The 12,779-nt window shown below is 59.3% G+C and carries 14 protein-coding genes; 8 read left to right on the top strand and 6 right to left on the bottom strand.

All coding sequences use genetic code 11. The annotated features are described in order from the left end of the window. Nucleotides 1–223 precede the first annotated feature (223 nt). Complete coding sequence (locus tag ACP7BE_RS07775; protein WP_426105420.1) at nucleotides 224–2,728, bottom strand: ABC transporter permease; 2,505 nt, start codon at nucleotides 2,726–2,728, stop codon at nucleotides 224–226. Further along, complete coding sequence (locus ACP7BE_RS07770) at nucleotides 2,728–3,411, bottom strand: ABC transporter ATP-binding protein (RefSeq protein WP_095002151.1); 684 nt, start codon at nucleotides 3,409–3,411, stop codon at nucleotides 2,728–2,730. Before ACP7BE_RS07770 ends, ACP7BE_RS07775 begins: the two co-directional genes overlap by 1 nt. Nucleotides 3,412–3,421: 10 nt before the next feature. On the opposite strand from ACP7BE_RS07770, the gene ACP7BE_RS07765 reads away from it, so the two are divergent. The 3 genes from ACP7BE_RS07765 (at nucleotide 3,422) to ACP7BE_RS07755 (ending at nucleotide 5,506) form a co-directional block, all read left to right on the top strand. Continuing rightward, nucleotides 3,422–4,027 (top strand): arylesterase, encoded by a 606-nt coding sequence (locus tag ACP7BE_RS07765; RefSeq protein WP_426105418.1) that lies wholly within the window; start codon nucleotides 3,422–3,424, stop codon nucleotides 4,025–4,027. A gap of 58 nt (nucleotides 4,028–4,085) precedes the next feature. Further along, nucleotides 4,086–4,379 carry a hypothetical protein gene (locus ACP7BE_RS07760; RefSeq protein WP_003446817.1) on the top strand — a complete coding sequence of 98 codons (294 nt, stop codon included), beginning with the start codon at nucleotides 4,086–4,088 and terminating at the stop codon, nucleotides 4,377–4,379. Nucleotides 4,380–4,477: 98 nt separating this feature from the next. Next, entirely contained in the window at nucleotides 4,478–5,506 is a 1,029-nt protein-coding gene (locus tag ACP7BE_RS07755) for a L,D-transpeptidase family protein (protein ID WP_095002149.1), read from the top strand. A 138-nt stretch (nucleotides 5,507–5,644) separates the two neighbouring features. Here ACP7BE_RS07755 and oprI read toward each other — a convergent pair whose 3' ends face one another. Continuing rightward, nucleotides 5,645–5,896: an outer membrane lipoprotei OprI gene (oprI, locus tag ACP7BE_RS07750; RefSeq protein ID WP_003172710.1), complete on the bottom strand. Its 252-nt coding sequence runs from the start codon at nucleotides 5,894–5,896 to the stop codon at nucleotides 5,645–5,647. 496 nt (nucleotides 5,897–6,392) lie between these two features. On the opposite strand from oprI, the gene ACP7BE_RS07745 reads away from it, so the two are divergent. Beyond that, nucleotides 6,393–6,674 carry a GNAT family N-acetyltransferase gene (locus ACP7BE_RS07745; RefSeq protein ID WP_019827604.1) on the top strand — a complete coding sequence of 94 codons (282 nt, stop codon included), beginning with the start codon at nucleotides 6,393–6,395 and terminating at the stop codon, nucleotides 6,672–6,674. A gap of 115 nt (nucleotides 6,675–6,789) precedes the next feature. On the opposite strand, the gene ACP7BE_RS07740 is transcribed toward ACP7BE_RS07745, so the two are convergent. Together ACP7BE_RS07740 and ACP7BE_RS07735 are read right to left on the bottom strand one after the other, a co-directional pair. Continuing rightward, nucleotides 6,790–7,866, bottom strand: coding sequence for a 3-deoxy-7-phosphoheptulonate synthase (locus ACP7BE_RS07740; RefSeq protein ID WP_095002271.1), 1,077 nt, complete (start codon nucleotides 7,864–7,866; stop codon nucleotides 6,790–6,792). Between the two features lie 131 nt (nucleotides 7,867–7,997). After that, nucleotides 7,998–8,444 (bottom strand): PilZ domain-containing protein, encoded by a 447-nt coding sequence (locus ACP7BE_RS07735; protein ID WP_095002147.1) that lies wholly within the window; start codon nucleotides 8,442–8,444, stop codon nucleotides 7,998–8,000. Between the two features lie 57 nt (nucleotides 8,445–8,501). Here ACP7BE_RS07735 and ACP7BE_RS07730 point away from each other — a divergent pair, with 57 nt between their 5' ends. The 4 genes from ACP7BE_RS07730 to cysB all read left to right on the top strand — a co-directional run bounded on the left by ACP7BE_RS07730 (nucleotide 8,502) and on the right by cysB (nucleotide 11,467). After that, complete coding sequence (locus ACP7BE_RS07730) at nucleotides 8,502–8,828, top strand: thioredoxin (RefSeq protein ID WP_095002146.1); 327 nt, start codon at nucleotides 8,502–8,504, stop codon at nucleotides 8,826–8,828. 38 nt (nucleotides 8,829–8,866) lie between these two features. Then, nucleotides 8,867–9,784, top strand: a complete 918-nt coding sequence (locus tag ACP7BE_RS07725) for a 5'-nucleotidase (protein ID WP_095002145.1) — start codon at nucleotides 8,867–8,869, stop codon at nucleotides 9,782–9,784. 94 nt (nucleotides 9,785–9,878) lie between these two features. Continuing rightward, a complete protein-coding gene (locus ACP7BE_RS07720; RefSeq protein ID WP_095002144.1) occupies nucleotides 9,879–10,379 on the top strand; it encodes a universal stress protein in 501 nt (166 codons plus the stop codon). Nucleotides 10,380–10,492: 113 nt separating this feature from the next. Continuing rightward, a complete protein-coding gene (gene cysB, locus ACP7BE_RS07715) occupies nucleotides 10,493–11,467 on the top strand; it encodes an HTH-type transcriptional regulator CysB (protein WP_016780131.1) in 975 nt (324 codons plus the stop codon). A 140-nt stretch (nucleotides 11,468–11,607) separates the two neighbouring features. On the opposite strand, the gene ACP7BE_RS07710 is transcribed toward cysB, so the two are convergent. Then, nucleotides 11,608–12,747: a catalase family protein gene (locus ACP7BE_RS07710; RefSeq protein ID WP_095002143.1), complete on the bottom strand. Its 1,140-nt coding sequence runs from the start codon at nucleotides 12,745–12,747 to the stop codon at nucleotides 11,608–11,610. Nucleotides 12,748–12,779 lie beyond the last annotated feature (32 nt).

Here is a 12,779-nt window from a genome sequence, read left to right as displayed (position 1 = left end):
GCCGGCGAACCTTGGCGAATCGGCCGAGTGGTAGGGCGAGGACCTTTTGGTTCCTTTTGGGTCCTTTTGGGTCCTTTCAAAATGGACTCGCCGTAAGGGCGAAACCAATATTTCAGTTAAACGCGAATGCCGGATATGTACGCGGCGTAACAGTTGAATCCCAAAACGACGATCGCAGCCTCGCTGCGCTCCTCAGCGCCAGGATTTATAGTGTCTGGCCATATCAACCCTCGCGCAACACTGTCAACGGGCTGGCATTCAGCGCCCTGCGGGTGCCGAACACCCCCGCACCGCCCACCATCACCGCGCCCAGCACCGGCAACAGCAACAACCACGGATGTGGGTGCCACGGCAGGTCAAAGGCAAAGCGGTACAGCACCAGGCTGACCAGTTCGGCCCCCAGCGCCGCCAGCAGGCCGCTGGTGGCGCCCAGCAGGCCGAACTCGATGCGCCGGGCCTTCACCAGCAGTTGCCGCTCGGCCCCCAGCGCGCGCAGCAGGGCGCCCTGGCGAATGCGTTCATCCAGGGTGGATTGCAAGCCGGAAAACAGCACCGCCATGCCCGCCGCCAACACAAACAGCAGCACGTATTCCACAGCAATGGTCACTTGCGCCAGGATGCTGCGCAGTTGCTCCAGCAATGCATCGATAGGCAAGATGGTCACAGCCGGGAAGGTGCGCGACAGTTCGATGATTTCCTTGTCGTGTCCCGGTGCCAGGTAAAAGCTGGTGAGGTAGGTGGCCGGCAAGTCCTGCAAGGTGCCAGGCTGGAAAATCATGAAAAAGTTGGGCTGGAAGTTGTCCCAGTTGATGCTGCGCAAACTGGTGACCCGTGCTTCGCGATTGACACCGGCAATGGTGAAGGTCATCAGGTCGCCCAGCTTCAGCTTGAGGCTTTCGGCGACTTTGGCTTCCACTGAAACGCCCGGCACATCGCCTTCGGGCTTCGGGCCCCACCAGCTACCTGCCGTCAGCTGGTTTTCGGCAGGCAGGTCAGCGGCCCAGGTCAGGCTCAGGTCGCGCTGGATGGCCTTGTCGCCACTGGAGTCCTTGCTGACGATGTCCTGCACCGGTTCGCCATTGATGCTGATCAGACGCCCCGGAATGACCGGGTACAGCGGCGCAGCGCGGGCCTGAAGGGTCATCAGGTGGGCGCCGAAAGCCTCCTTGTCGGCCGGCAGGATATTCAGCGCAAAGTAGTTGGGTGCATCTTTGGGCAACTGGTTTTGCCATGTGTCGAGCAATTCGCCGCGCAGCAGGGCGATCAGGGCCATCGACAGCAGGATCAGGCCAAAGGCCAGGGCCTGGCCCGCCGCGGCCAGCGGATGGCGCAGCAACTGACCCAGCCCCAGGCGCCAGGGCAGTGAGGCACGGGCCAGCAGGCGGCGCAGACTTTGCAGGCCCAGCAGCAGGATTCCGCCAAGCACCACGGCGGCAATCACGCCACCCCCGAGCAGGGCGAAGGTCAGCACCAGGTCCAGGCTCATGCGCCACATGATCAGCCCCAGTGCCAGCAGCGCCGCGCCGTAGACGGTCCAGGTGCTGGCCGGAATCGGCAGCAAATCGCGGCGCAACACCCGCAGTGGAGGCACGCGGCCCAGTGCCGCGAGCGGCGGCAAGGCGAAACCAGCCAGCGCCACCAGCCCGGTACCCATCCCGGCAATCGCCGGCATCAGGCCGCCGGGCGGTACGTTAGCCGGCAGCAGGTCATGCAACAGGGCGAACAGTCCAAGTTGCGCGAGCCAGCCGAGAAAGGCGCCGGCGAGGCTGGCCAGCAGCCCGAGCACACTCAGTTGCAGGGTAAACAACCAGAGTGTTTCGCGCCGTGACAGGCCGAGGCAACGCAGCAGGGCGCTGGCATCGAAACGCCGATTGGCAAAGCGGGTGGCAGACAACGCTACGGCCACGCCCGCCAGCAACACTGCCACCAGGCTGGCCATGTTCAGGTAGCGTTCGGCCTTGCCCAGCGCACCGCCGATCTGCTGGTTGCCGTCACGGCCGTCCAGGAGGCGCTGGTTGGCGTCCAGGCCAGGCTTGATCACCTGGCGATACGATTCCAGCGCCGGTGCTTCACCGCGCCACAGTTCGCGGTAGGTGACACGGCTGCCCGGTTGTACGATGCCGGTGGCGGCAAGGTCGTCCAGATTGATCAGTACTCGTGGGGTCAGGCTGTAAAGGTTGCCGGCCCGGTCGGGTTCGTAAGTCAGCACGCGGGTGATAGGCACGGTTTTTGAACCGACATCGATTTCATCGCCGACCTTCAGGTCCAGCGCGGTCAGCAGTCGGGCTTCGGCCCAGGCCTCACCGGATTTGGGACCGCCCCCAGGCTGTTCTTCGGCATAGGGCTGCGGGGCGCTTTTCAGTTCGCCGCGCAACGGGTAGGCATCGTCTGCCGCCTTGATGCTGGAGAGCTGAATGCCATTGTCGGTGGCAATCACGCTGGCGAATTCGACCACCCGGGCGTGTTCGAGGCCCAGGTCGTTGCCGACCTTGATTTGTTCTTCACGGGCCGGGGCCGTGCCATCAAGCACCAGGTCGGCGCCGAGGAACTCAGTGGCACGCAACAACATCGCGCCATTAAGACGGGCACCGAAGTAGCCGATGGCCGTGCTGGCCGCCACGGCGACCAGCAGGGCGAAGAACAGCACCCGCAGCTCGCCGGCGCGGGCATCGCGCAGTAATTGGCGTACGGCCAGACTCAGCATGCGCAACAGCGGCAGACGTGCCATCAGGGCTCCAGAGGGCCGACCAGATGGCCAGCTTCAAGACGGATCAGGCGCCGGCAACGATGGGCCAGGCGTTCGTCATGGGTCACCAGCACCAGGGTGGTGCCGTTTTCCTTGTTCAGTTCAAAGAGCAGGTCGGTGATGCGCTCGCCAGTGTGGCTGTCCAGGTTGCCGGTGGGTTCATCGGCAAACAGCACGTCGGGATTGGCGGCAAATGCCCGGGCAATGGCGACCCGTTGCTGCTCGCCGCCGGACAGCTGGCGTGGCGAGTGACTCAGGCGCTGGCCCAGGCCGACGCGTTCCAGCAGGTGGCGGGCATGCTCGCGGGCATCCTTGCGACCCTCCAGTTCCAGCGGCAGCATGACGTTTTCCAGGGCATTGAGGCTGTCGAGCAGCTGGAATGACTGGAACACAAAGCCCACGTGTTCGGCCCGCACCCGGGCGCGCTGGTCTTCGTCCAGGGTGCTCAGGGCCCGCCCGGCCAGGATTACTTCGCCCTGGCTGGGCAGGTCGAGGCCGGCGAGCAGGCCCAGCAGCGTCGATTTGCCTGAACCTGAGGCGCCGACAATCGCCAGGCTGTCGCCCTTGCTCAGTTCGAGGCTCAAGGAGTGCAGGATGGTTAACTCGCCTTCCGCGCTGGGAACCACTTTGCTAAGGTTCTGCGCGGTGAGAATACTTTCGCCCATGGAGAATCCAATGCGTGTGTGGTTTTTAAGTGTTGCTCTGGCCCTGATGTGCGTGGCACAGACGGCAACGGCGGGAACTATCTTGATCGTCGGCGATAGTATCAGCGCGGCTTTCGGCCTGGATACCCGTCAGGGATGGGTGTCTTTGCTCGAACAGCGGCTCAGGGAGCAAGGCTACGACGACAAGGTGGTCAATGCTTCGATCAGTGGCGACACCAGCGCCGGAGGGCTGGCGCGGCTTCCTGCGCTGCTTGCAGAGCATAAACCGGATGTAGTGATTGTCGAGCTGGGTGGCAACGATGGCCTGCGCGGGCAGCTCCCTGCGCAATTGAAACAAAATCTTGCAGGAATGATCGATGCCTCGCAGCAGGCGGGTGCCAAGGTGTTGCTGTTGGGGATGCAATTGCCGCCCAATTATGGCACGCGTTACACCCGGGCTTTTGCTGCGGTGTACAGCGAGCTGGGCAAGGAAAAAAACGTTGCCCTGGTGCCGTTTTTGCTTGAGGGCGTGGGCGGCAAGCCCGAACTGATGCAGGCCGATCGCATCCACCCGGCAGTCGGTGCGCAGGGGCTTTTGCTGGATAATGTGTGGCCGGCGTTAAAACCCCTGCTTTGATGCTTTTCTAGTGGCAGTGTTTCGGCTAAGGTGGCGCCCCCCCGATTTGGAGCCCTCGATGTCGCGTCCTGCCTGGTCTTTATATGCCTATCAACTGATCGAGCCCGATGAGCAGCTCGATCTGTTCGCCTGCCAGGAGGTACGGGTGCATCTGGTGACACGTCAACTGGAGCTGGGAGGCACCATTGACCGCACCTTGTGTGGCTCATTGCTGCCGGCGCAACCGCGTTGGTCGGATGTCACCCGCAAGGTGTTTCAGGACCACCGGTTATGCCCGCTGTGCCGGGCAATCATCGAGTCGCAGCGCCGGGGCACGGAGCCCATCTGGCCAGAGTTGCGCTTTGAACTATGATCTTACCTGTTTGATGCCCTGACCGGCTCACGCTCCCCGTGGGCGCGGTGTACACTCCCTTTTTTTGTCCCCCGTTGATTATGCGAAGGATGTTCCGGATGTTGTCGCGCCTACCTGCAGTTACCCGCTACCTGTCCGTTGCCGCACTTTGTGTTGCGGGTCCCGCGGTCGCGCTTGAATTCCCGCTGCCACCGCCTGGCGAAGATGTCGTTGGCGAAGTGCAGGTGATCAAAGGCAAGTACGAAGACTCCTTTGCCGACCTGGGTAACCAGTACGAGCTGGGCTATTCGGAAATGATCGCTGCCAACCCCGGGGTAGACGCCTGGCTGCCGGTCAAAAAGAACCCGGACGGCACCCTCGTCGATACCGATATCGTGTTGCCGACCCAGTTCATCCTGCCGCCGGGCAAGCGTGAGGGGATCGTGATCAACCTCGCCGAATACCGCCTGTATTATTATCCCAAGGACCAGAACAAGGTTTACACCTTCCCGCTGGGGATTGGCCGCGAAGGTTGGGGATCGCCCCTGGGGCAAACCAAAATCACCGCCAAGACGCCCAATCCGACCTGGACACCGCCGGCTTCGATCAAGGCCGAGCACGCCAAAAATGGTGACCCGCTGCCTAACGTGGTGCCCGCAGGCCCCGATAACCCGCTGGGTCCGTTCAAGTTCACCCTCGGCATGCCGGGCTACCTGATCCACGGCTCCAACGCCAAGTTCGGCATTGGCACGGGCACCAGCCACGGCTGCTTCCGCATGCTTAACCAGAACGTGCTGCAAATGGCGCAGATGGTGCCGGTGGGTACGCCGGTGCGGATCATCAACGAGCCGTACAAAATTGGCGTCAGTGGCGGCAAGGTGTTCCTTGAAGTTCACGAGCCGTTGAACGTGAAGGATGGTTCGTTGCTGGCCGTGAGCGACAAGTCGCACTTGACCCCTGAAGACTTGCAGAACAAGTACGCAGGCTTCATGAACTTCCTGCTCAAGCATCAGGACCTTGAAAACAGCATCCAGATAGACAAGGATCTGGCATTCCCGGTAGTGGGAGCAGAAACCGGCATACCTGCAGTAATCGGCACAACCAATACCGGTATGGCTACTGGCCAGTCGCTGGATTATGTGCAGTAAGCCGTACTGAACAAGCGCAATAAAAAGCCGCCCTGGTTAATACCCCTGGCGGCTTTTTTATTGCCTGTTTAGTGACCGGCAGGCAATAAAAAAGCCGACCTATAAATAGGTCGGCTTGATAACAGTCCCGAAGGACTATTACTTGCGGCTTGCTTTTTCAAGCATGCGCAGAGCGCGCTCGTTAGCTTCGTCAGCAGTCTGTTGTGCTTTTTGAGCAGCAGCCAGAGCTTCATCAGCTTTACGGTAGGCTTCGTCAGCACGAGCCTGGGAGCGAGCTGCTGCATCTTCAGTTGCAGTCAGACGGGCTTCAGTTTCTTTAGATACGCTGCTGCAACCGGTAGCCAGAACTGCGGCCAATGCCAGAGCAGAGAATTTCAGAACGTTGTTCATCGTGTTCCCCTTCAAGGACTTTCTAATTGAAGCTGTTCCTTCAAAGTGAGGAAACAGCCGGCGTACATAGTACCCATTACTTGTAGTAAGTAAAATGACCTAGCGCAAGAACCAAAAAAAATAATTGGCTGGCAATCTCGGTAGGCTAGCTTTAACAGATTGTGTTTGTAAAACAGTCAGTTTGGAGTGCACGAAGTGGCATCAGAGTGATGGCGCAGCGTGACTTTAAGTGCGGTTGTACGTCATAGCCTCAACCTTCCGGAAAATGTTCAGGGCCGGGTCAAGGATGTCGGGCCGGCGAAACGTTGGGGCGGGCCTGATCTGCTGACAACTGGCTGCCCCGGGAAGTGAACATTTGCACTAGAGTGGCTACTCTCTAATCAGGCCTGCCGGCACATCCCGGGCTGGCAGCGCGTGCGTGATGGCGTAGTAGTTCCCTCGGCGGAAAAACATCAGTAAGGTAGGGGTCACACTACAAGACCCGCGAGGAGCAATGATGAGCGAGGCGTTGTCTATCCACCATGACCAGGCAGGTCACCAGTTTGAGACCACTGTCGACGGTCATCGTGCTTACCTGACCTACATGGATCTGGGCAAGCAGACTCTGGATATCTATCGCACGTTTGTGCCTAACGCCCTGCGTGGTCGGGGTATTGCGGCAGCCTTGACGGAGCAGGCGCTCGATTACGCAGACAAGATGGGCTATGAGGTGATTCCCTCGTGTTCATACGTTGAGCGCTATATGGAACGCCACAAGCGCCCTCAGGCCAATACCTGAAGAACACGCACACAAAAACGCCGGGCATGCCCGGCGTTTTTGTGTGCGTCTGCAACCGTGCGGAACTGACGCCAAACTATTGTGGGAGCGAGCAAGCCCGCTCCCACATGGGCTGTTAGCCGCGGGTGCGCTTTGGCAACACATCCTTGAGCTTGGCATGCATGCTGCGCAAGGTGGTCTCGGTAGCCGACCAGTCGATGCAGGCATCAGTGATCGACACGCCGTACTGCAAGTCTTCAAGGTTTTTAGGAATTGCCTGGCAGCCCCAGTTCAAGTGACTCTCAACCATCAGGCCGATAATCGACTGGTTGCCCTCGACGATCTGGTTGGCCACGTTTTCCATGACCAGCGGCTGCAGGGCCGGGTCTTTGTTGGAATTGGCGTGGCTGCAATCGACCATGATGTTCGGGGTGATCCTGGCCTTGGTCAGTGCCTGCTCGCAGAGCGCAACGCTGACGGAGTCATAGTTCGGTTTGCCGTTGCCGCCGCGCAATACCACATGACCGTAGGCATTGCCCTTGGTGGTGACGATCGACACGCCGCCTTCCTGGTTGATACCCAGGAAACGATGCGGGCTTGAAACCGACTGCAAGGCATTGATCGCAACCGTCAGGCCGCCATCGGTACCGTTCTTGAAGCCTACGGCCGAAGACAGGCCGGACGCCATTTCACGGTGAGTCTGGGACTCAGTGGTGCGTGCGCCGATGGCCGACCAGCTGATGAGGTCCTGCAAGTACTGCGGGGAAATCGGGTCGAGGGCTTCAGTTGCGGTTGGCAGGCCCATTTCGGCCAGGTCCAGCAGCAGCTTGCGACCAATATGCAGACCGTCCTGGATCTTGAACGAGTCGTCCAGATACGGGTCGTTGATAAGGCCTTTCCAGCCCACGGTGGTACGGGGCTTTTCGAAATAAACCCGCATGACCAGATACAGCGTGTCGCTGACTTCAGCCGCAAGCACCTTCAGGCGCTCGGCGTATTCATGGGCAGCCTTGAGATCGTGAATCGAGCAAGGCCCGATGACAACGAACAGTCGATGGTCAGTGCCATCCAGGATGTTGCGAATCACCTCGCGCCCTTTGGTCACGGTCCGCAGCGCTGTTTCGCTGAGAGGAATCTCGCGTTTGAGCTGTTCAGGGGTGATCAGGGTTTCGTTGGAGGCAACGTTTAGGTCGTCGATCGGTAAATCAGCCATCGTGTTACTCGTCAGGTCACGGGTGCCGGCCGCCAGCGATCCCCGTGCGGCGGAGCACAGCTTGATTGAGCGCATCGGGGAGCCGAACCTTAACGCGTTATCCGGTAGGTCGACAATGGGCAGGTACAGCTTTAATCCAGCACGGCCTGCGCCATTGCGTGGTCCATGGTGGCTTGCGAGAACTCCACGGCGTGATGAGTGACCCATTCCAGAGCCAGGGCTTGCAGGTCCTGGGGGCAGGGGCTTTGTTGCTGCTGCAGGCGTGAGAAGTGTTCTATCTGACAGACCTGTTCGCCCATTCGCGCGCCAAACAGGGTTTGTTCATCAATCAAGGCAACGCCGATGCGGTAACCCTCCTTGCGCTTTTCGCACCAGGCTATATAGCCCGGATAACGTGCGTTTTCCCCCAGGGTAGGCATGGACATATCAACGGCGGTGCCGCATCGCCAGCTTCTGTCGCTGTTGCATGCCACGCCGCCGAGGCTGATAGAGTGCAGCTTCTGGCGCGGCAGTGAAGGTTGGTTGCGTAGCGTTATCTCAACGGGAATATCATCTGGGTGAGGTAAAAAACGACCCATGAATTCGGACTCCAGGTGCCATTAAATTAGTATTGTCTTATGAGTATAGTGACTGCGATGGAACTGACTGACTTTGATGCCGACCAGCTACTGCTGGCACTTCCCGGCACCTCGCTGGTCATCTTTACCGGTGCGGGCTGTTCGGCGTGCCGGGTGGCCCGGCGCATGCTGCCCGGCATGCAATTGCCCGTTGAACGGTTGTGCTGGATTGATGCCGGCAACAACGGCGGGTTGGTCGAGCGCTACGAAATTTTCCATCTGCCTAGCCTGTTTGTGGTGCACAACGGGGCCTTTTACGGTGAGTTGAAATCGCGCCTGAGCGAAGGTGAGCTGGCACATCATGTTCGGCTGGCCTTGATGCTTGAACCTGACGAGCTACCGTGAAGCAACGTTTGAACCCGCTTTAGTGCTGTGGAGGCGATATGAGCAAAGGCTTAAAGGGCAAGCTGGTGCTGGCCATTTCTTCTCGGGCCCTGTTCGACTTGAGCGATAGCCATCAGGTGTACCTGGCCCAGGGGATCGAGGCGTACCGGCAATACCAGATCGAACATGAAGATGAAGTACTGGCCCCGGGGGATGCCTTTGCGCTGGTCAAGAAGCTCCTGAGCTTTAATGCCAGCCTTGGCCGGGAGCGGGTCGAGGTGGTGCTGGTCTCGCGTAACAGCGCCGATACCGGGCTGCGGGTGTTCAATTCGATCCAGCATTACGGCCTGAATATTTCCCGGGCTGCGTTCTCGGGCGGGCGCAACCCCCATCCCTATCTCAATGCTTTTGGTTGTGATCTGTTTTTGTCGACCCATGCCGAGGATGTGCGCAGTGCCCTGGATGCGGGTTTTGCAGCCGCAACCATTCTCTCGGGTGGCTCACTGCGTGCCGAAAGCAATGAACTGCGGATTGCCTTTGACGGTGATGCGGTGCTGTTTTCCGACGAGTCGGAGCGGGTTTTCCAGTCTGGAGGTCTGGAGGCATTTCAGTCCCTTGAGCGCGAATCTGCGCGCAATCCGCTGCGGGGCGGGCCCTTCAAGGGCTTTCTGGAGGCTTTAAACCTGTTGCAACGTGAGTTCCCCGATGACAACTGCCCGATTCGCACTGCGCTGGTCACTGCCCGTTCGGCGCCTGCCCATGAACGGGTGATCCGCACGTTGCGTGACTGGGACATTCGTCTGGATGAATCGCTTTTTCTGGGCGGGCTGGATAAATCGGCCTTTCTCGAAGCCTTTGCTGCGGATGTATTTTTTGATGACCAGGCCGGTCATTGCGAGAGGGCGCGCCAGGTGGTGGCGACCGGCCATGTGCCTCACGGCATCAGCAATGAATCCAGGGATTTTGCCCCCGAATAAGCATTGCCGGCGAGTTGCCGAGCGGAGCATCGCACTTGTCCCGACGCTGCTAAGCTCAACTTACTTCGTATATTGACGCTGTCGGGAAGGTCGCATGATTCGCTCAATCCTGTACGCCACTGACCTCGGCATTTACGCGCCCGTTGTGATGCAGCATGCGCTTGGAATGGCCCGCAGTTTCAGCGCCGATCTGTTTGTGTTGCATGTGGTCGAGCCCATGGGCCTGTTTGCCGAGTCGGTACTGCAGAGCTATCTCGATGAGCAGGCGTTGAGCGAGCTGCACCAGCAGGGCATGAGCACAATGCTTTCCAATATCGAGTTGCGGGTATTGGAGAGTCTTCGCGAAGAGTTGGCGGGATGGGAACAGGAACTGGCCTTGATTCGATCGGTCAAGGTTATTCAAGGGGAGCCTTCACACGTCATTCTGGAGCAGTCGCAAAAGCTTTCAGTAGACCTGCTCATACTGGGCAGTCATGCCCAGCCCTCGGGGGGCGAATCGCATTTGGGGCGTACGGCCGCCCGAGTTATCGAGCTGGCCAAGATACCGGTGTATCTGGTGCCCCTGATGCAGCGCCGGCGCAGTGCTGATGTGTAAGGCTGATGAATCAATAAAAATGATAAAAAAGTTCTAGATTTCTTATTCCAACCTTCCATATAGTTATATATCGCCGCCGATGCCTTGGCGCCTATCAGCTTTGAGGGATGCATATGAAGCTTCAACAATTGCGCTACATCTGGGAAGTGGCGCACCACGACCTCAACGTTTCGGCCACCGCGCAGAGTCTTTACACCTCACAGCCGGGTATCAGCAAACAGATCCGCCTGCTTGAAGACGAACTGGGCGTCGAGGTGTTTGCCCGCAGCGGCAAACATCTGACTCGCGTCACTCCGGCTGGCGAGCGCATCATCACGACCGCTGGCGAGATCCTGCGCAAGGTCGAAAGCATCAAGCAGATCGCCCAGGAATTCTCCAACGAGAAAAAGGGTACGCTGTCGATTGCCACCACCCACACCCAGGCGCGTTATGCATTGCCGCCGGTGATCAGCAACTTTATCAAGCAGTATCCGGACGTAGCCCTGCATATGCACCAGGGTTCGCCCATGCAGATCGCCGAGATGGCCGCCGATGGCACTGTCGATTTTGCCATTGCCACTGAAGCCCTTGAGCTGTTCGGCGACCTGGTGATGATGCCGTGCTACCGCTGGAATCGCTGCGTCGTGGTGCCTCAGGGTCACCCGCTGACCAAACTGCCAAAGCTGACCCTCGAAGCGCTGGCCGAATACCCGATCGTGACCTATGTGTTCGGCTTTACCGGTCGCTCCAAGCTCGACGAGGCGTTCAGCCATCGTGGCCTGACCCCTAAAGTGGTATTTACCGCTGCCGACGCCGACGTGATCAAAACCTATGTGCGTTTGGGCCTGGGTGTTGGCATCGTGGCCAAAATGGCCGTCGACACCAATCTGGATAAAGATCTGGTGGTCCTTGATGCCAGCGAGCTGTTCGAGTCCAGCATCACCAAAATCGGTTTCCGTCGTGGCACTTTCCTGCGCGGATTCATGTGCGACTTTATCGAAAAATTTGCCCCGCACCTCACCCGTGAAGTGATGGCCAAAGCGATTGCCTGCCACAACAAGCAAGAGCTGGAAGAGCTGTTTGAAGGCGTGGAATTGCCGGTTCACTGATTCGCCGGCCCTGAACTACCCCTGTGGGAGCGGGCTTGCCCGCGATGGCATCGACGCGATCTGATTCAAGGATCGCGCCGTCTGCATCGCGAGCAAGCCCGCTCCCACATTTGGTTCGCACCCGTTGTCGAATGAGCGGGTTATTGCTGCTCGGCGTTGCGTGCGTGGCGGTAGTCGCTGACCGCGTCATACACCGCCTTGCGCAGGCGGTTGATCCCGCCAATCGGCCGGTGTTCCTCAATGCCATGCCATGGGCTGAACGACAGGTTGTCACAAGCCAGATTCTGGCCTGGCGTGTCAAAGTCCTGAGCTGGCACCTTGACCCGTGCGACGGTTTCAAAGGGCGCGTCCGATTCTTTCCACTCGATGCTGGTGTCTTCGATCGGCATAAAACGATTGGCGTCCTGACGCTGGATCTGCAGCACGAAGCAGGCGGGCACCCGATCCGTTGACAGTTGCTGGTTCAAGGCGTTACGCAAAAAATTGGGCAGCGCCTCATTCTGCTTGGGCAGGCTGTAAGCCGGGCAACTGTCGGGGTCAGGGGCTACGCGGTACTTGGCATTGGCTGTGCCGAACTTGTAGGGCGACACAGAAAAATATGTCGTTTGTGTTGGGCTGGCAGGGGCGGGTGCCAGGGTAGCCAGGGCGATAAACAGATGACGGACTTGCCAGCTGCGCGGGTCCCAGGACGGGAAAAACGCCAGGACCTTTTTGCCATCAGCCTGCGCGCCGATGTTCTGGCGGTATTCAGCGACATCGCTGACAAAGAAATTGGGATGGTTGAACATCACAAAGTCCTGCTCGGTGCGCCCTTGCTGGCCTGGCATCAGTTGAGTGCCGGGCACGTCCTGCAACTTGATGGCCATGCCGCGGGCATCGCGAATGCTGTCGAACTGTGGGTAGGCGTTGCCATTGGACAGGCGCATCACCGCTTGCCAGGTTTTGCCCGGCGTGGCAAACACACCCTGGCGCAGCGCCGGGTCGAGGTCGGCTAGTACCTCGACTTCGGCCTTGACGCAGCCGTGGGCCTTGGCATGGGCATCGCGCAAGTAGCGGGTGTTTTCGCGGTGCTGGTCTACGATGCGGATTGCGGTCTGGATGGTGTCCCGGGTCATGGCGGCTTCACCGTCCGGGATCTGCTCGCGCGCCGAAACCGGCCCGCGATGTTGCCAGGCGTACCAGCCGGAGGCCAGCGCCCAACCGAGTAAGCCCAGGGCAACGAGCAGTAAAAGCAGCTTGCCCAGCCATTTGCCGAGTCGAAGCCAGAAAGTGGTCAGCATGCAAACATCCTTTTAGCGATTTTTTTCAGATG

Source organism: Pseudomonas sp. TWR1-1-3, from assembly GCF_049896805.1.
Classification (GTDB): domain Bacteria; phylum Pseudomonadota; class Gammaproteobacteria; order Pseudomonadales; family Pseudomonadaceae; genus Aquipseudomonas; species Aquipseudomonas bubulae.
Note: the sequence above shows the minus strand (reverse complement) of the source record. Positions and strands in the feature narration are given on the sequence as shown.

Excerpts from the sequence above, each read along its gene's own strand:
- ACP7BE_RS07775 (WP_426105420.1), bottom strand. The coding sequence starts at position 2,728 with ATGGCACGTCTGCCGCTGTTGCGCATGCTGAGTCTGGCCGTACGCCAA.
- ACP7BE_RS07770 (WP_095002151.1), bottom strand. The coding sequence starts at position 3,411 with ATGGGCGAAAGTATTCTCACCGCGCAGAACCTTAGCAAAGTGGTTCCC.
- ACP7BE_RS07765 (WP_426105418.1), top strand. The coding sequence starts at position 3,422 with ATGCGTGTGTGGTTTTTAAGTGTTGCTCTGGCCCTGATGTGCGTGGCA.
- ACP7BE_RS07760 (WP_003446817.1), top strand. The coding sequence starts at position 4,086 with ATGTCGCGTCCTGCCTGGTCTTTATATGCCTATCAACTGATCGAGCCC.
- ACP7BE_RS07755 (WP_095002149.1), top strand. The coding sequence starts at position 4,478 with ATGTTGTCGCGCCTACCTGCAGTTACCCGCTACCTGTCCGTTGCCGCA.
- oprI (WP_003172710.1), bottom strand. The coding sequence starts at position 5,896 with ATGAACAACGTTCTGAAATTCTCTGCTCTGGCATTGGCCGCAGTTCTG.
- ACP7BE_RS07745 (WP_019827604.1), top strand. The coding sequence starts at position 6,393 with ATGAGCGAGGCGTTGTCTATCCACCATGACCAGGCAGGTCACCAGTTT.
- ACP7BE_RS07740 (WP_095002271.1), bottom strand. The coding sequence starts at position 7,866 with ATGGCTGATTTACCGATCGACGACCTAAACGTTGCCTCCAACGAAACC.
- ACP7BE_RS07735 (WP_095002147.1), bottom strand. The coding sequence starts at position 8,444 with ATGGGTCGTTTTTTACCTCACCCAGATGATATTCCCGTTGAGATAACG.
- ACP7BE_RS07730 (WP_095002146.1), top strand. The coding sequence starts at position 8,502 with ATGGAACTGACTGACTTTGATGCCGACCAGCTACTGCTGGCACTTCCC.
- ACP7BE_RS07725 (WP_095002145.1), top strand. The coding sequence starts at position 8,867 with ATGAGCAAAGGCTTAAAGGGCAAGCTGGTGCTGGCCATTTCTTCTCGG.
- ACP7BE_RS07720 (WP_095002144.1), top strand. The coding sequence starts at position 9,879 with ATGATTCGCTCAATCCTGTACGCCACTGACCTCGGCATTTACGCGCCC.
- cysB (WP_016780131.1), top strand. The coding sequence starts at position 10,493 with ATGAAGCTTCAACAATTGCGCTACATCTGGGAAGTGGCGCACCACGAC.
- ACP7BE_RS07710 (WP_095002143.1), bottom strand. The coding sequence starts at position 12,747 with ATGCTGACCACTTTCTGGCTTCGACTCGGCAAATGGCTGGGCAAGCTG.